Raw genomic sequence first — 17,451 nt, 5'->3', positions numbered from 1 at the left:
CTCCATATTCTTTATATTGCCCTGTAGATTATCAGATGCGTAAATTACTCCAAAGATTATTAGCCGATTGGGTTATTCGCCTTGCGAATAAATACAGTTCCAGACCAGACGCCAACCGGGTGCAGGAAGCGCTTACCGCATTGTATAATAAGATACAGCAGGAACCCGGGAAGCGGGGAGTGATATTGGATCTGGACAAAAGCTCGAAGGTGATTGTTTTTTCAGATCAGCATAAGGGTTCAAGAAACCATTCGGATGATTTCGCCTTGTCGGAAAAGAATTACCTGGCTGCCCTGAATTATTACAACTCAGAAGCATTTATGTACTGTAACCTGGGTGATAGTGAGGAGCTCTGGAAGAATCAGTTGCTGACGGTTTTAAAAGTAAATAAGGCTACTTTTGAGGCTGAAAAGCAGTTTCTTAAGCGTAAAGCATTTATTAAGTTGTTTGGCAACCATGATCTATATTGGGATAATGACCCGCTTGCCTGGTTTCAGATTAAGCGGATTTATGGAGAACGGATGCCGATATATGAAGGGGCGATTTTTAGGTATAAAGTAAAAGATACTTTATTGTCTATTTTTTTAACGCATGGCCACCAGGGCGACTTGCAAAGCGACGGAAATTGGTTTAGTAAGTGGTTTGTTTCTAATGTTTGGGCACCGTTTCAGTCTTATTTGCGTATCAATCCAAATACACCTGCGTTTGATAACCAGTTAAAATCTGCCCACAATGCCATTATGTACAGTTGGACGGCTAAACAATCTAACCTCGCTTTGATTACAGGCCACACCCACCAGCCGGTTTTTAATTCTTTAACGCATTTGGAAAGGGTATTTTTACAGTTGGATGAGGCGAGGAAATCTGGTGATAAGGATAGTATCCAGAAGCTGGAAGCGGAGTTGCTTGCCGGTAAAGTAAGTGGAGAAAAATCACCCCGGATAGACAATTCTAAGAATACCTATTTCAACAGTGGTTGTTGTTGTTTCAGTGATGGCGATATTACGGGAATAGAGATTTCTGATGGAATGATTAGGTTGATCAAGTGGAAATCAACCGATAAGGGTGCGCAACGTATTGTATTAGAAGAGGCCGGTTTGGAAATGTTATTGGATCAGGTAATGTCCGGAAGCTGATTAGCGAGAAATTAAAAAGGATGCTCTAGATGCATCCTATTTAATTTCTCAACTTGTTGTAAGATTGAATTATTCCGGAAATTCAGCTGCAAAGTTGTTGTACCTGTTTTCCATTTCGGCTTTATAACCTTTCGCTTTATCTACCCATTCAGGTGCTTTATCTTTTAAATCATCTACAATAGATTTTCCAGTTAATTCATCTTTCTTGGTGATATATTTGATTGCACCGTAAACTGCGGCTCCAATCAATGCTGTCTTTATTAGTCCCATGTTATTTTTCTTAAGTTTTCTATCTAACACATCAGACTACTAAATGTTTTTATTATTACAGGTTCTTGGTTTTATTTCTATTTTAGAATAAGTTATTAGCCAAATATATTATGAAATTGAAATGGTTCTTGTTTGCAGTGTTGTTCGTCTTGCTGCAATTCTCCTTGAAGGCACAGGATAGCCCTGTTAAAATGCAGTCGTTAAGCGTGTCGGACAACCACCGATTCCTGGTCTATGAAAACGGAAAGCCATTTTTCTATTTAGGTGACACGGCATGGGAGTTGTTCCACCGGCTAACGTTGAAAGAAGCCGGCGCTTATATGGATAACAGGAGAAAAAAAGGCTTTACGGTTTTACAGGCGGTGATTCTTGCAGAATTGAACGGGATTGATGAACCCAATATGATGGGGCATACCCCTATGCGGGACCATGACCTCTCTAAGTTGAATGAAGACTTTTTTAAAGACATAGACGCTTTCATCAAATTGGCAGAAACTAAGGGTTTGTACATTGGATTGCTGCCAACATGGGGCGATAAGTTGTTTAAAAGCAGTTGGGGTATGGGACCAGAAATCTTTAACCCTCAGAATGCGTCTACCTATGGTAAATTTTTAGGCAGAAGGTACAAGAATCAAAAGAACATTATCTGGATATTGGGTGGAGACAGGAATCCCAGAGATGTAAAAGACGTAGAGGTTTGGAGGGCAATGGGAAATGGTATTGCAGAAGGAGCTGGAGGATATGATAGGGCATTGATGACTTATCATCCGCAACCTAAGGAGAATGGAGGTTCATCTACCTGGTTTCAGAACGACAAATGGCTAGATTTTAACATGATGCAGACCGGGCATTGTAAGGATGGAACGAATTACGATAAGATTACCTATGATTATAATTTACAACCCGTTAAGCCTACGATTGATGGAGAACCTTTATATGAGGACCATCCAGTATGTTTTGATTGGAAAAAGAATGGATTCTCTACTGCTGATGATATCAGAAAATTGGCTTACTGGCAGGTTTTTTCGGGAGCAATGGGTCATACCTATGGTTGCCATGCGATTTGGCAATTTTATACAGCTAAAAGAGAACCTGTGAATGCCCCGCAACATACCTGGCAGGAGGCTATGGATTTGCCAGGGGCGACGCAAATGGGTTATGTAAAGAAACTAATGTTATCCGAATCTTTTTTGGACAGGATTCCAGATCAATCGCTGATTATTGGTGAGAATCCGAAAACTGCTGAATATTGTGTAGCTACCAGGGCCGCCGACGGACATTATGCTTTTATTTATACTCCCACAGGTAAAGCGTTACATATCAATATGGTTAATATTAAGGGTGATCAGATTAATAGCAAGTGGTTTAATACCCGTTCTGGTGAGTTTACAAAGCAGGTGCTAGCGACTAAGCTAAAGGATATGACTTTCAATACACCAGGTCAGCATCCTGGAAAGGACTGGGTCTTGGTGATCAAAACAGCCGGATAATACTTTGGTTTATTGAATAATTAATCCTTGTCTTGCTTATCAGGCCTGATGATCAACCGCAAGGTTGGATCATTGGTTACAAAGCTCCAAAACCAGTTGAAGGCGAGTTTTGCTTTGTTCCTAAAGCCGGCAATTGGGATGATGTGGATAAACAACCATACCAGCCATGCGAAGAAACCTTTAAAGAATCCTCGGGGTAGATCAACGACCGCTTTAAACTTAGCTATAATGGCCATACTGCCCTTATCATTGTATTTAAATGGTATAGGCGCTTGTCCAGCAGCGATTTTGATCAGGTTTTTGGCAAGAAGTTTCCCTTGCTGTATAGCGACCTGTGCCAGTTGAGGATGTCCATTTGGGAATTGCTGATCTGTAGTTTGCACGCATTGATCGCCAATGGCAAAAATATGCTCATAGCCATTAACCTGGTTGAATTCGTTAACCATTATTCTTCTGCCACGAGTGATGACCTCTGGGGGTAAACCGGGAACAGCCCTGGCAATTACGCCGGTAGCCCAGATGAGGGTAGAACTATTGATGATTTCACCGCTACCGAGGATTACTTTGTCGTCTACATAATCTTTTACCAAAGTATCTAGTCGGATATTAACGCCTAATTTATTAAGCACTTTATAGGCCTCGTCCTGAGACTTTTTACTCATCGGTCCGAGGAGGGTATCGCCAGAACCTACCAGATAAATCTTTCCCTGAGCATGTTTTGCTGTGGGATAATCTTTGACTACGATGTTCGAGCCCATTTCTGCCAACATACCTGCGATTTCGACTCCAGTTGGGCCTCCTCCGGCAATGACAACATTGCCTAGTCTTTCTTTATCCCTGATATTGGTTGCACGTACTGCTTCTTCCAGTCTTAATAAAACGTGGTTGCGCATGTGCAGGGCATCGTCAATACTTTTCATGGGTAGCGCTTTTGCCTTTACGTTTTCCAGTCCGAAGAAATTGGTTTCAGTTCCCATAGCCAGGACAAGATAATCGTAATGCAACGAGCCATTCTCTGTATCTATGGTATTTGATTTCGGATTGACCTGAGTTAATGCCCCCATGTAAAAACTCAGATTTTTTTTGCCCTGAAACATCCTTCTAAATGGATAACTGATATTGGATGCCTCTATAAAAGCGGTAGAAACCTGGTACAAAAGCGGAGGGAAGAAGTGATAATTGTTCTTATCTACCAGGGTAACATTAAAATGCTGATTATTGGCTAGTTTTTTAGCCAGGTTTAATCCGGCGAAGCCGCCGCCGACGATAACAACCTTTTTAGTAATTGACATCTTCATGAAGTAAAATGCCTTCTCTGATGGAATTCATTAGTGGCAAGTCTATCTGACAATCAACGCTTTCACAATGTTCATGATCCTGTCCATCAAGGTATATAGTTCCTACCTTTTCTTCTTCTTTGTAAATGTCATATTTATTGTTGCCAAGGGCATGGATATCGAAAAAATAACCTTGTCCGTCCATTGCTACTTCCAGTCTGAATTGTTCCATATTATATTTGTACCGTTTGATAACATAACAAAATAATTAGCTAAAAGTTTATTGGAACACCGTTGAGCTTAAAAAAATGACTATTTCTTGAATTGAACTTTATATATTTGATTTGCAATGACCCGGCAACCAAATCATGAAGATATTAAAAGCGCTTATCTTAATTCAAATTTTATTCATGCCTGCTTTTGCTCAAAAAGCTGATACCAAAAAAGCTGTAAAATTAAAGGACGCCTTTGGGGTCAATGCTTTTGAATGGGACTTTTTAGACGACAAAAATGGTTTGGTGGTAAATCAAAATGAACTAAATGCCATGAAAACTTTCTCATCTATAAGGCACTATATGGATTGGGAAAAGTTAGAGCAGGAAGAAGGCAAGTATAGTTTTAACCCTACAAAAAGTGGGGGTTGGAACTACGACGCATTTTACGAAAGTTGCAAAGCATCAGGTATTATGGTGATGGCTTGTCTTAAAACCATACCGAAGTGGATGCAACAAACCTACCCAGTAGATATGCAGGATGCCGACAATGTCCCTGTAAAATATGGGAAGGATTTTTCAGATCCGAAATCTTATATTGAACAAGCTAAAGTTGCGTTTCAATACGCCGCACGCTATGGAGATAATGCCAAAGTGGACCTATCACTTTTAAAAGTTGATGAACGCCCGAGATGGGGTGGAGATCCTGTAAATGTGGTTAAACGTGGCATGGGTTTAATAAAGTATATGGAATGTGACAATGAGCGAGATAAATGGTGGAAAGGGCCTAAAGCCTACTCGTCTGCAAAGAATTTCGCTGCCAATCTTTCTGCATTTTATGATGGCAATAAGAATACTATGGGTCCGGGTGTGGGCGTAAAAAACGCCGATCCCAGTATGGTGGTAGTAATGGGTGGACTGGCTAAGCCAAGTGTGGAATATGTAAAGGAAATGATCGCCTGGTGCAGGGAAAATAGGGGTTTGAAGAAAGATGGTGCTGTAGATATTTGCTGGGATGTGATCAATTATCATTATTATACGGGTGATGACAGTTCTCCAACCGGCGGGGAAGGTGATAAAGGTAAGGCGCCAGAATTATCTAGCGCTAAAAGATTAGCTAAAGAGTTTGTTAGCATGTCTAAAAATTACGCCGGGAACATGCCTGTATTTTTGAGTGAAACAGGTTATGATGTAAATATAGGTAGTCCGCTAAAGGCTGTGCCCATTGGTAACAAAAGTGGCTTACTAACACAAGCCGATTGGATTTTAAGGACTGCGTTGCTCAATTTACGAAATGGCATATCCAGGGTATTCTTTTATCAAACCTATGATTTCGATCTGGCCAATCCAGGTAAGTTTTCATCATCCGGATTATTAAATGCCAATAAAACCAGAAAGCCAGCAGGTGATTACCTCTATCAAACAGCTAAACTGATGGGTGATTATTCATTTCATGCAACAGGGGGTAGCGAGGTTATAGTAGATGAATATAGGTTGAACGGAAAGCGAGCTTATATCCTAACTAAACCTACCGAAGACGGGAGTACGGTCAATTACGTTTTATCACTTCCAGGAGTTAAATTGGTGAAAATTTATAAGCCTACAGCAGGATTAGATCATATGTCTGAAGAGCTGGTGTCTTTGAAAAATGGCAAATTGAACATTTTTGTTACAGAAACTCCAACTTTTGTTTTACCTGTAAGATAAAATTTATAAATTGGCCTCAATTACCAAATAAACTCGTCAAACCAATTTGTATGAACTTTCTTCTTTCCAATAGCGTACTTCAATAATTTAACTGTTATATAGCAGATTACGCTCCCGATTTTAGCCAACCAAATAGCCAACGCCAATTCTAATGAAAAATATTTACGTGTTTATAGCGGCCCTGTTTTTATTATCAGGTTGTAACAGATCTGGGAAAATAGCAGATGAGGTTGTCGAAAAGCCGCTCTTTCAACTGTTGGATTCTACCAGGACCAATATATTTTTCAGCAATAACATTACAGAAACTTTTGAACATAATGTCTTTAACTACCCGGCATTTTATAACGGTAGCGGAGTTGCGGTTGGAGACTTGAATGGAGACGGACTGGATGAAGTTTATCTTTCGGGAAACATGACCGGGAATAAGCTTTATTTTAATCAGGGCGACATGCATTTTATAGACATTACCGAACTGGCAGGTGTTGCGGGCAGACCAGGCACCTGGAAAAATGGAGTAAACATGGCAGATGTGAATGGCGATGGAAAACTAGACATCTACATTTGTTATTCTGGAGATTATGAACCTGAACTAAGAAAAAATCAGCTATTTATCAACCAGGGATTAAACGCTGAAGGGATGCCGACATTCAAGGATGAGGCTGAAGCATATGGACTTGCCGATCCGGCGTATAGCACGCAGTCGTACTTTTTCGATTATGATCGTGACGGTGATTTGGATATGCTCCTTGTAAACGAAAACATCAAAGTTTTAACAAACCTTGATGACATCACCATACAAGAATTAAGGAAAAAGCCAGATATGCAATCGGGATCAAAACTTTATAGGAATGATGGAAAGCATTTCACAGAAGTGACCGTAAAAGCAGGATTAAATAATTCTGTATTATCATATGGACTGAGTGCTTCTATTTCCGATGTAAATAATGACGGCTGGCCAGATATGTACATCTCAAATGACTATTCTATCCAGGATCATCTGTATATCAACAATAAGAATGGCACATTCACAGACCAATTGAGCAATAATTTGGATCACATCTCGATGTATTCTATGGGGAACAATATTTCAGATGTGAACAATGATGGTTTGCCAGATATCTATACATTAGATATGATTCCTGAAGATAATAAACGCCAGAAACTATTGCAGGGATTCGATAATTATGAATTCTTTTACCTGAATCTTAGGAACGGACTCTACTACCAATACATGCGCAATATGCTTCATATCAATAACGGAAATGGGAGTTTTAGTGAAATTGGGCAACTAGCAGGAATATCTAATACCGACTGGAGCTGGGCGCCACTTTTTGCTGATTTTGACAATGATGGCTGGAAAGATCTATTTGTAACAAATGGTTACCTGCATGACTTCACCAATATGGACGTCGTAAAGTACAATGAGAATTATTTCAAAAGCATTAACGGAGACGTGGAACCAAAGCACATTATGGAGATGCTTAGTAAACTTCCATCTTCTGATGTGAAAAACTACATGTACAAAAATAACGGTAACCTCACTTTCGCTAAAAAGACAAGCAACTGGGGCTTTGATACGCCATCGAACAGCAGCGGCGCTGTATATTCCGATCTCGATAATGATGGTGATCTCGACCTGGTGGTTAATAATTTAAATAAAGCTGCTTTTGTATACCAAAATCAGGGATCTCCGGGAAGTCATTATTTGAAAGTTAAACTTAAAGGATCAAAGCAGAATACCGACGGGCTTGGAGCTAAGCTGACTGTCTACTATGGCAATAAAATTCAATGGCTTGACCAGATGCCGGCTAAGGGATATCTCTCTACAGTATCGTCAATGCTTCACTTTGGACTAGGTAAAGTTGCAAAGCTGGATTCTGTACGGGTGGTTTGGTTAAGTGGAAAACAACAAGTGCTAAAAAATGTACAGTCAGACCTTACGCTTTATTTAAAAGAGAAAGACGCCGTTGATAACTTTGTGGCACCAAAGCTTAAACCTGCACTATTTAAGGAAATTACATCGCCGGTGGCTTATGCTCAGAAGGCAAATAATATAAATGATTTTAAGCGACAAACATTGCTTGTGAATGCACTTTCCTTTTCCGGACCTTGCATGGCAAAGGCTGATGTTAATGGTGATGGATTGGAAGATGTTTTTGTAGGCAGTGATGTCAACGCAGCTGGATCCATCTTTATCCAACAGAAAAATGGAAAATTTTTGGGCAGCTCAAAGGCTTTTGAAACAGACAAAGCCAGTGAAGATACCGATGCGATTTTTTTTGATGCGAATGGTGACGGATTTCCGGACTTGTATGTAGTAAGTGGCGGATATAATGACTATAAAGTAGATGATCCGCTTTTGCAGGATCGCTTATATTTAAATGATGGCAAAGGCAATTTTGCTAAAGCTTTGGCCGCACTTCCTCTGATGCATTCCAGTAAGAGTTGTGCAAGGGTGGGCGATTTTAACGGCGATGGCCATCCTGATTTATTTGTTGGCGGGCGTGTTATTCCTTCCAGGTACCCGGAAGCACCTCAAAGCTATTTGCTGATAAATGATGGTAAAGGTAATTTCAAAGATCAACTGGCTACAATCGCTCCAGAACTGAAGACTTTAGGAATGGTTACTGATGCAGCATGGCTAGACTTGAACGGAGATAAGAAGCAGGATTTAATTGTTGTTGGGGAGTGGATGCCTATTGCTGTTTACATTAACCAGGGAGGAAAGCTTAAAAACCAAACAACAAATTATTTTGACAAATCTTACAGCGGCTTTTGGAATAAATTGAAGGTTGAGGACATGAATGGCGATGGTAAACCGGATTTGATTGTGGGCAACCTGGGTTTAAACAGCCAATGTAAGGTGAGCAATAGTGAACCTGCTGAACTTTATTATAAGGATTTTGATGACAATGGAGCAGTGGATCCTATTATGTGTTTCTACCTGATGGGCAAAAGTTATCCATATGTGACCAGAGATGAGATGTTAGATCAAATCAGTTCTATGCGCCCGAAGTTTCCGGATTATGGTAGCTATGCCAATGCTGAAATGAAAGATATTTTTACTCCGGAAGAGCTTAAGGATGCAAAAATACTTAAAGCAAATTATTTAAAGACTGCCTATTTCGAAAGTGGAAAAGATGGAAAATTTATAGAGAAACCGTTGCCAATTGAGGCTCAGTTTTCGCCAGTTTTTACCATTACACCATTTGATTATGATGGTGACGGTAAAAAGGACTTATTACTTTGCGGTAACATTAACCAGTCGCGCCTACGTTTCGGGAAATACGATGCCAATCACGGAATTCTACTTAAAGGAAATGGAAAAGGTGGATTCAGTTATGTAAATCAGCAGCAATCTGGATTAAAGATTAGGGGCGATGTGAGAAGTGTAATCCAGTTAAACAATACCTTGTTAATCGGCATTAATCAAGATAAGATGAAAGCCTATCAATTCAATTTAAAATAGTAATTAACCAAATCAAATATAACAAACAAGCAAAAAGCATGAAAAAAATCTTTACCATTATTTTAATTACCTTACTGTCAGCCAAAGTATACTCTCAGGGCTGCGTTGCCATTAGAAGTACAGGCGGTATCTGTAGTCTTACTGGTCACCCGGACAGCGCCAGTATGGAAGGCGGAAGTTGGGTATTTAATGCCAATACCCGTTACTTTATGTCTAACAAGCATTACAAAGGTGATGTTTACCAAAAGGAAAGAATTAAAAACGGAAATGAGGTGATCAATCACCAGTTTGCAACAGATCTGACTTTAATCAGGGTGTTTAACGACCGTTGGTCGGCCATGGTAGATGTGCCTGTTATTTCAAACGCAAGATCATCCAAATATGAGCATAATGCTCCACCAAACTTAAGCGACAAAAGAGGAAGTACACATTCCTTCGGCCTGGGTGATATTCGCATTGCAGCTTATCGTTGGTTGTTTAATCCTGCAACCAGCCCTGGTGCAAATCTTCAGGTAGGTTTGGGTATTAAATTTGCAACTGGGGACTATGAATACAAAGATTACTGGCAAAATGTTGGCCCAGGAGGAGCACCTGAATTGCGTACGGTAGATCAATCGATTCAATTGGGTGATGGTGGCACAGGCTTAACTTTAGAATTAAATGGTTTCGTTGCCGTTGCCAGACATTTTGGGTTGTACGGAAATGCCTTCTATCTGAGTAACCCACGTCAGAATAATGGCGTAAGAACTTATAGAGAGTTGGTTAGTGCTTCATTGGCTAATGAGGCGATTAGCAGTGTGCCAGATCAGTTTATGGCACGTCTAGGTGCGAACTATGCGGTTGATAAGTTTGTTTTCTCAGCTGGCGCACGTATGGAAGGAATTCCTGTTTATGACGTTATTGGTGGCAGCGGTGATTTCCGCAGACCAGGATATGTTGTCTCTGTAGAGCCAAGTTTGACTTATCAATTGGGTAAAGTTAATCTATACGCATCTGTTCCAACTGCAGTTTACAGAAAACGTACACAAAGTGTTACAGATAAGCAAAATTCTGTTACCCGAGCTACTTTTGTAAACGGTGATGCTGCTTTTGCAGACTACTCTGTAAACATAGGAGTTTCATTTAGATTGTAACTTCAATAACATTCTTATACCCTCAACAGGATTCTATCCTGTTGAGGGTTTTTTATGGGATTTTTTTAGCTAAATTAGTTGCTTAGCTATCATGAGATGAAACATTTATCCCTTTTTATTATTCTTTTCTTATTTATTTCTAAAGTTTCTGCGCAACAAACTCAAAAACCTGTCCTTCATGGCAGTAATTGGATGGCAATTACTGGAAAACCATTAGCAGCTACTGCAGGAGCGATGATATTTCAAAAGGGAGGTAATGCCGTTGACGCTGCATGCGCAATGCTGGCAGCTACGTGTACCATGTGGGATACGCTAAGTTGGGGTGGAGAAACGCAAGTGTTGATTTACAATCCGAAAACAAAAAGGGTAACTGCAATTAATGCGATGGGCGTTGCACCTACAGGAGCCACAGCTCAGTTTTTTAAGGAAAAGGGATACAACTTCCCTCCAGAATATGGTCCACTTGCGGCAACAACACCAGGTACACCTGGTGGCATCATTTATATGCTGATCAATTACGGAACCATGAGTCTTGAACAAGTTTTAGCACCAGCCATGGAGATGGCGGCAGGTTACCCAATAGAAGCACAAGCGGCCAATACAATAGAGCGACAAAAAGTGCTCATCAAGCAATGGCCATATAGCAAGAAAGTATTTTTAACACATCCAGGAGAAACAAGGGAAGCTCCAGAAGCAGGTGAGTTGTTTATTCAAAAAGATCTTTTGGCCACGTTAACCAAAATGGTTGACGCGGAACGTAAAGCACTAAAACAAGGCAAAAATAGAAAGGATGCATTGATGGCAGCTTATGACCGGTTTTATAAAGGGGATATAGCAGAAGAGTTTGTTAGAGGATGTAAAGAGCAGGGTGGCCTGATTACAATGCAGGATCTGGCAAACTGGAAACCAAAAGAGGAGGAGCCGCTTACCGTAAATTATAAAGGGATAGATGTATATAAAATGCAGCAGTGGACACAGGGACCAGTAATGTTGCAGGCACTAAATATTTTGGAAAATTTTGACCTCAAAGCGATGGGATACAATAGTTCTAAATATATCCATACCGTTTACCAGGCAATGAATCTTGCTTTTGCCGACAGAGATTTTTATTACGGAGATCCTTATGTGAGCCCGGCCGAACCAATTAAAGGTCTTTTGAGTAAGGGATATGCAAAGCAAAGAGCCCAGTTAATCAACTATAATCAAAATAACCCTGCAATAGGTCCGGGTAATCCTTATCCTTTCGAAGGGAAAACGAATCCTTATATTAACCTTTTGAAAAGCAGAGGATTTGAGATGGACACTACCAAGCGTAATTTTGCGCCTAAGCACGATTTGGGAAATACCACTAAACCAGAGGATTATCATGACATGCTATGGAGAGGCACTACCTCAGTAGAGGCCGCAGATAAAGAAGGCTGGGTGGTATCTATTACGCCTAGTGGAGGCTGGTTGCCGGCCTGTATTGCCGGAAATACCGGGATAGGAATGAGTCAGCGAATGCAGAGTTTTGTGCTCGATTCTGCACTAAATCCATTTAACGTAGTTGCTCCAGGTAAAAGACCAAGGGTTACTTTATCTCCTTCTTTAGCATTGAAAGATGGAAAACCTTTCGTATCCTCTGCAGTACAGGGAGGCGATACGCAAGATCAAAATTTATTGCAGTTCTTCTTAAATATGACCGAATTTGGTATGAATGTGCAGCAGGCTACTGAGGCTCCAAACTTTAATACCAATCAACTTTGGTTATCATTAGGAGGTACTAAAACGGCAGATCGGGCGCCTAAGCCCGGGCAAATATTGCTTCAGGATGGTACCAAAGAAAATGTTAGAGAAGAATTGAAAAAAATGGGATATATATTGAGCTTTGATGATCGCACCAGTGGTCCAATCAATGCAATTTATTTCGATTGGAAGCACAATACTTTATGGGGTGGCTCAAGTAATCATGGAGAAGATTATGGAATTGGCTGGTAAATCACATCATTATTAAAACTATAAACATGAAAACTATAACACCGTATTTGTTGGCCGTAATTTTTACAGCGCTATTTGGATGTAATTCAACTGAAAAGCCTAAGACCGATATTTCAGCTACAACATTGGATTCTGCAAACATGCTTTGCTACACCGCAGTAGATGGTGTAGATACTGCTAAACTGAGTTTAATCACTGCTAAAGATGGTAAAATAACTGGATCATTATTGATCAATTATTTGGAAAAGGGAGATAGTAATGGAAAATTGTCGGGTAAATTCAAGGGAGACACCTTATTTGTAGATTATACATTTCAAATTGGATCTCTTAATAAAACATTTTATAAGAATCCGTTGGCTTTTCTAAAAAAAGACGATAAGTTATTTATGGGTGTTGGTCAGATTGAGACTTTTCTAGGAAAATCATCCTTTGTCAAAGATAAACCAATAAATTTCGAGAGAGGAAGATTCACTTTTTCGTCAAATCCTTGTCCGTAGCATGAGTTTTTATGCATGTTATTTCAGCTAGCCTTTTTAACCAGGTTTTTTGAGATTTCGCAGTACGCACGGGCTGTCGACCAAATACAAGCTAACTTTTTTTAGATGTAGTGAGTATGACAACTCCTGCAATGAGTATTACACCACCAACGTAAGGCGGCCAATTCACGCTTTTCTCTTTATCAGCAGATATTTGAATAGGTCCGGCATCAACCAGTTTTTCTTTTTGCGTGTAGGTGAAACCTGTCCAAACCAGCATAATTATTCCTAGGACGATCATTACTAAAGCTATTATTCTATTCATGTTGTTTGAATTACAGAAAGATAACAGTCAAATGCGTTAAAAGTTTCTGCGGGTAAGAAACCATGCCCACCAAATTAATAAGAACTGTATTGGTAAACGGATATAAGCCAATAAATGAGAGCCGATTGCAGGATGTTCTCGAAAGGCGTCAATTACATGAAACGGTAGAAAAAAGATCATCAGTAAAAAGAGAAGTGTAGCAGCTTTACTATTAAACTTCGGTAGTAACAATCCAAGACCAATTACAAATTCTACAAAACCAATTACATAATTTACTAATAGGAGCGGCATCCAATCAGGTATAAATGCTTGGTAAAATGCTGGATTTATAAAATGATTGATTCCGGCCAGCATCATTATGAATGCAAATGCCCATTTTAAAAATACTTTCATAAAATTACCGCTTACAGAAAAAGCATCCCTTTTGAGGATGCTTTTTATTAACTTATAAAATGAGTTTAATTAACTGATCTTAACATTAATAGCGTTTAAGCCTTTTTTACCTTGCTCAACGTCATAGCTAACTGAATCGTTTTCACGAATGCTATCAATTAGGCCTGAAGAGTGTACAAAGATTTCAGCGTCTCCATTAGATGGTACGATAAATCCAAAACCTTTTGTCTCATTGAAAAATTTTACTGTTCCTTGTTGCATTGTATTATTAATTAATTATTCACAAATGTACAATTAATTTATTGAAAATCAGTAAATTATTTAAATAGCGTATTTATACATCAGAATGGTGTTAAAAATATGCCGCTTTAACCCTTCAGGAATACAGCATTTGACCTGGCTGAAAAGTTGATAGAATTAATAAAAACATCGTTATATTGGTGTTACCAAATTATATGTCAAATGAGGATTGTTGCGCTCTTAACTTTTTTAATCCTAATTCCTGCATTGTTATTTGGACAAACCGCCCACAAGTTTTATTTAAACAAACGTGAAATTACGGGCCCATCACTTTACTGCTTGTTGCCATCATCCATAGATTCTGTAAAAAGCTATACGAATTTAGAAGCGCGTAGAAAATTCAAAATTGATCCCGGAACTGCAGACTCTGTACATATCGTATTTATGAAAGATGTATCGGGAATTGTGTCATATAAAGAATTGCTGAGCCTATACAAGTTTGATATTGCTGCGATGGATTATGAGGTTGGGATTTCTAGTTACCCTAATATTGAAGACAAAGAAAAATTGGTATTGTCAACAAGTTACATAAGTGGTGTTAGTATTCGTGGTTGGAATTCAAAAAAACAGTTCTTTGTTGATATCGAAATACCTTTTAGAATTGGATGGCCAGAGTACAAAAACGAAGATATTATGATCCCCCTTTTGCGGGCTATCAATAATGAGGGTTTCGATGAGGTTAGAAGAAATAAAAACAGAAGATGAAAAGATTCCTGACCATCATTTCTATCATGGCCTGTGCTATTAACATAAAAGCACAAAAACCAAATCACAATCGAGTAGATACTATTGATCATCGGCCTGCACTCTATATAAATAATAAAAAAGTTGATGCACTTTCTTTATTGCTACTTAATAGGGAAGATTTTGAAAGCGTAGTTGTTTTGTCTCCAAGTCAAGCATTTAAACAATTTGCAGAAAATGGTAAATATGGTGCAGTTCAAATCACCCTGATCAAAAATAGAAAACTATATTCCTGGCCTGAATTGATCAACATTTTTAGCATTAAACCAGAAACTAGCTCCCTAAAATGTATGGTTCAGTCAGAAGAATTTGGCTACAAGTCGATACCCGCAGCAAATGTCAAATTAATTGTTTCTTCAGCATATAAGATAAACCGAATTTCGGTAAAGAAGTCAATCCAATCTGGATCTGCAGATCTTTATATCGAACCGGGTAATGATTTCCGGGCGCCGGTTGTTCATACGCAGTTTGACAAGCAATTAGATTCTGTTATCAGAGTGTTTAAGTTTGAGGCGGCCCAACGGGAGTCTTCCTTAAGCTATTAATCGGCATAAATGAATATATTTAAGGCATGAAAGTTTTCAGAACTGTTTTAACGCTCATCTTCCTAGTTACATTTAACCAACTCCAGGCCCAGAAAAAGATTATTGTTGCCTATGTTACCTCGTGGACAACCGTGATACCCGACCCAACTTTTGTAACAAATATCAACTACGCTTTTGGTCATGTCAATGAGACGTTTGATGGGGTTCGTATTGATAACGAAAGTAGATTGAGAAGCATAGTTGAGCTTAAAAAGCAATTTCCAAAATTGAAAGTGATGATTTCTATTGGCGGATGGGGTAGCGGCAGGTTTAGTGAAATGGCAGCCAAAGATGATAACAGGAAGAAATTTGCAGCCGATTGTCAGCGGATAGTTACCAGTTTTAATTTAGATGGCATTGACATCGACTGGGAATATCCTTCCAGTAATGCCGCTAAAATATCATCCTCTCTAGAGGACACAAAAAACTATACCTTAATGATGCAGGAGATAAGAAATAGCATTGGCAAGAAAAAATTACTTACTCTGGCATCTTCTGCGGATGCCAAATACATAGATTTTAAAGCCATTAACCCAATAGTGGATTTTGTAAATATCATGGCCTATGATATGGCTAATCCGCCTTATCACCACGCAGGTCTTTATAAGTCTAAAGCCACCGATGGGCTAAGTGTTGATGAAGCTGTTGTTGCGCATGTAGCTGCAGGTATGCCGATAAATAAATTGGTGCTGGGTATTCCTTTTTATGGACATGGAAGAAATGGCGTTGCCGGTTACATTGACTATCGTGATATCGTAAAACTTACAGGCTTTAAGCAGCAATGGGATGAAGAAGCTAAAGCGCCATACTGGGAAAATGAGAAAGGCGAATTTGTTCTTAGCTACGAAACACCAGAATCAATAGCCATTAAATGCGATTATTTGTTAAAAAAGGGTATGCTGGGCGCAATGTATTGGGATTATGGTGCTGATACTGATGATGGTGTGCTAAGAAAAGCAGTTCGTATGGGAGTAAAATAGGCATGTTGAAAAAATTAATATTCTTACTATCGCTTTGTGTGTTATTCGCTTCTTGTCGAAATTCACAAAATCCAACTGCGAAATCTGAGAAAGGAGAGCGGCTTTCTTACGAACAATGGCAAAAAGAGGCGCAAACTGAAATCAGGTTGAATCCAAAATATGGCAATGGCATTAAGACTTCGGAGCAAAAGAAGGCAGATCAACAACTTATTGATAGCTATACGGCTCAAGATGGATCCAGGCACAAGGCATCAGATGGACTAATAAAAATTGGTTTTAATTATTTATACAAAGGAGATTTAAGAACCGCAATGTATCGGTTTAATCAGGCCTGGCTGTTGGATTCTACTAATGCTGATGTTTTTTGGGGTTTTTCTGCAGTGTATTTCAGTTTTAAAGATATCAAAAAGTCAATGGTAATGCTGGAAGAAGGCTTAAAGATTGATCCCAGAAGTGTGCATCTGATTACTGACAAGGCGTCGATATATCTGACTAACTTCTACAGCAAGAAGGATCAAAGTGATTTATTAAAGGCAATAATGATATTGCAAGAATCTTACGCAATTGATCCATTATATGATAATACGTTGTTTAAGTTATCGGTTTGCTATTTTCTAAACCAAGATTGTGTTAACGCAAAGCGATACTTTAATGAATGTATGAAAGTGGGAGGGCGACCAATTCCTGCGGATTATGCTGAGGCTTTAAAATCAAGATGTAAATAATTGACACAATATGGCATCCTATAAAGACGAATGGTTGGATCTTCTATTGAAGCAGAAATTGCAAGGATGGTTGATTGCCAGTGATCGGAATCACATTTTCATCAATGTTCCTGATGATCAGGATTTGGATGAAGCAATGAAAAATTTTAAGATACTACTGGCCAGACTAAAAGCTCAAGTAAAAAGCAAACCAACTAAACTCGGTTTCTTTTTAGGAAATAGCACCGATAGCAAATTTTACGAATTGAGTTAA

18 protein-coding genes are annotated in these 17,451 nt (G+C 39.1%); 12 read left to right on the top strand and 6 right to left on the bottom strand.

Annotated elements, in window-relative coordinates:
• Positions 1-35 precede the first annotated feature (35 nt).
• Positions 36-1,136 carry a metallophosphoesterase gene (locus ACXZ1K_RS13890; protein WP_458970269.1) on the top strand — a complete coding sequence of 367 codons (1,101 nt, stop codon included), beginning with the start codon at positions 36-38 and terminating at the stop codon, positions 1,134-1,136.
• A 69-nt stretch (positions 1,137-1,205) separates the two neighbouring features.
• Here the strand turns inward: ACXZ1K_RS13890 and ACXZ1K_RS13885 are convergent, their stop codons facing one another.
• Positions 1,206-1,406, bottom strand: a complete 201-nt coding sequence (locus ACXZ1K_RS13885) for a YtxH domain-containing protein (protein ID WP_458970268.1) — start codon at positions 1,404-1,406, stop codon at positions 1,206-1,208.
• Positions 1,407-1,516: 110 nt separating this feature from the next.
• Between ACXZ1K_RS13885 and ACXZ1K_RS13880 the strand changes: the two genes are divergently transcribed.
• Positions 1,517-2,896: a glycoside hydrolase family 140 protein gene (locus ACXZ1K_RS13880; protein ID WP_458970267.1), complete on the top strand. Its 1,380-nt coding sequence runs from the start codon at positions 1,517-1,519 to the stop codon at positions 2,894-2,896.
• A 20-nt stretch (positions 2,897-2,916) separates the two neighbouring features.
• Here ACXZ1K_RS13880 and ACXZ1K_RS13875 read toward each other — a convergent pair whose 3' ends face one another.
• Together ACXZ1K_RS13875 and ACXZ1K_RS13870 are read right to left on the bottom strand one after the other, a co-directional pair.
• Positions 2,917-4,188 carry an NAD(P)/FAD-dependent oxidoreductase gene (locus ACXZ1K_RS13875; protein WP_458970266.1) on the bottom strand — a complete coding sequence of 424 codons (1,272 nt, stop codon included), beginning with the start codon at positions 4,186-4,188 and terminating at the stop codon, positions 2,917-2,919.
• Positions 4,175-4,405, bottom strand: coding sequence for a hypothetical protein (locus ACXZ1K_RS13870; protein WP_458970265.1), 231 nt, complete (start codon positions 4,403-4,405; stop codon positions 4,175-4,177). Before ACXZ1K_RS13870 ends, ACXZ1K_RS13875 begins: the two co-directional genes overlap by 14 nt.
• Before the next feature lie 136 nt (positions 4,406-4,541).
• Between ACXZ1K_RS13870 and ACXZ1K_RS13865 the strand changes: the two genes are divergently transcribed.
• From ACXZ1K_RS13865 to ACXZ1K_RS13845, 5 genes are all read left to right on the top strand, one after another.
• On the top strand, positions 4,542-6,092 hold the full coding sequence (locus ACXZ1K_RS13865) for a hypothetical protein (RefSeq protein ID WP_458970264.1): 1,551 nt from the start codon (positions 4,542-4,544) through the stop codon (positions 6,090-6,092).
• A gap of 151 nt (positions 6,093-6,243) precedes the next feature.
• Entirely contained in the window at positions 6,244-9,561 is a 3,318-nt protein-coding gene (locus ACXZ1K_RS13860; RefSeq protein WP_458970263.1) for a VCBS repeat-containing protein, read from the top strand.
• A gap of 38 nt (positions 9,562-9,599) precedes the next feature.
• Entirely contained in the window at positions 9,600-10,694 is a 1,095-nt protein-coding gene (locus ACXZ1K_RS13855) for a hypothetical protein (protein ID WP_458970262.1), read from the top strand.
• A gap of 96 nt (positions 10,695-10,790) precedes the next feature.
• Positions 10,791-12,671: a gamma-glutamyltransferase family protein gene (locus tag ACXZ1K_RS13850; protein WP_458970261.1), complete on the top strand. Its 1,881-nt coding sequence runs from the start codon at positions 10,791-10,793 to the stop codon at positions 12,669-12,671.
• Between the two features lie 26 nt (positions 12,672-12,697).
• Positions 12,698-13,168 (top strand): hypothetical protein, encoded by a 471-nt coding sequence (locus tag ACXZ1K_RS13845; RefSeq protein WP_458970260.1) that lies wholly within the window; start codon positions 12,698-12,700, stop codon positions 13,166-13,168.
• A 91-nt stretch (positions 13,169-13,259) separates the two neighbouring features.
• On the opposite strand, the gene ACXZ1K_RS13840 is transcribed toward ACXZ1K_RS13845, so the two are convergent.
• The 3 genes from ACXZ1K_RS13840 to ACXZ1K_RS13830 all read right to left on the bottom strand — a co-directional run bounded on the left by ACXZ1K_RS13840 (position 13,260) and on the right by ACXZ1K_RS13830 (position 14,126).
• Positions 13,260-13,472 (bottom strand): hypothetical protein, encoded by a 213-nt coding sequence (locus ACXZ1K_RS13840; RefSeq protein ID WP_458970259.1) that lies wholly within the window; start codon positions 13,470-13,472, stop codon positions 13,260-13,262.
• A 36-nt stretch (positions 13,473-13,508) separates the two neighbouring features.
• The gene (locus tag ACXZ1K_RS13835) at positions 13,509-13,865 is read right to left on the bottom strand and encodes a DoxX family protein (RefSeq protein ID WP_458970258.1); all 357 of its coding nucleotides are present in this window, start codon (positions 13,863-13,865) and stop codon (positions 13,509-13,511) included.
• Positions 13,866-13,934: 69 nt separating this feature from the next.
• Positions 13,935-14,126: a cold-shock protein gene (locus ACXZ1K_RS13830; RefSeq protein ID WP_457289572.1), complete on the bottom strand. Its 192-nt coding sequence runs from the start codon at positions 14,124-14,126 to the stop codon at positions 13,935-13,937.
• A gap of 201 nt (positions 14,127-14,327) precedes the next feature.
• Between ACXZ1K_RS13830 and ACXZ1K_RS13825 the strand changes: the two genes are divergently transcribed.
• Genes ACXZ1K_RS13825 through ACXZ1K_RS13805 form a run of 5 tightly spaced genes read left to right on the top strand, consistent with a single transcriptional unit; the run spans position 14,328 to position 17,451 of the window.
• On the top strand, positions 14,328-14,870 hold the full coding sequence (locus ACXZ1K_RS13825; RefSeq protein ID WP_458970257.1) for a hypothetical protein: 543 nt from the start codon (positions 14,328-14,330) through the stop codon (positions 14,868-14,870).
• The gene (locus tag ACXZ1K_RS13820; protein WP_458970256.1) at positions 14,867-15,454 is read left to right on the top strand and encodes a hypothetical protein; all 588 of its coding nucleotides are present in this window, start codon (positions 14,867-14,869) and stop codon (positions 15,452-15,454) included. Before ACXZ1K_RS13825 ends, ACXZ1K_RS13820 begins: the two co-directional genes overlap by 4 nt.
• A gap of 26 nt (positions 15,455-15,480) precedes the next feature.
• Positions 15,481-16,473, top strand: coding sequence for a glycoside hydrolase family 18 protein (locus ACXZ1K_RS13815; RefSeq protein ID WP_458970255.1), 993 nt, complete (start codon positions 15,481-15,483; stop codon positions 16,471-16,473).
• Between the two features lie 2 nt (positions 16,474-16,475).
• Positions 16,476-17,198, top strand: coding sequence for a tetratricopeptide repeat protein (locus ACXZ1K_RS13810; protein WP_458970254.1), 723 nt, complete (start codon positions 16,476-16,478; stop codon positions 17,196-17,198).
• Between the two features lie 10 nt (positions 17,199-17,208).
• A complete protein-coding gene (locus ACXZ1K_RS13805) occupies positions 17,209-17,451 on the top strand; it encodes a hypothetical protein (protein ID WP_458970253.1) in 243 nt (80 codons plus the stop codon).

It is taken from the genome of Pedobacter jaeyakensis, assembly GCF_054461315.1.
This window is presented reverse-complemented; position numbering and strand designations above follow the sequence as displayed.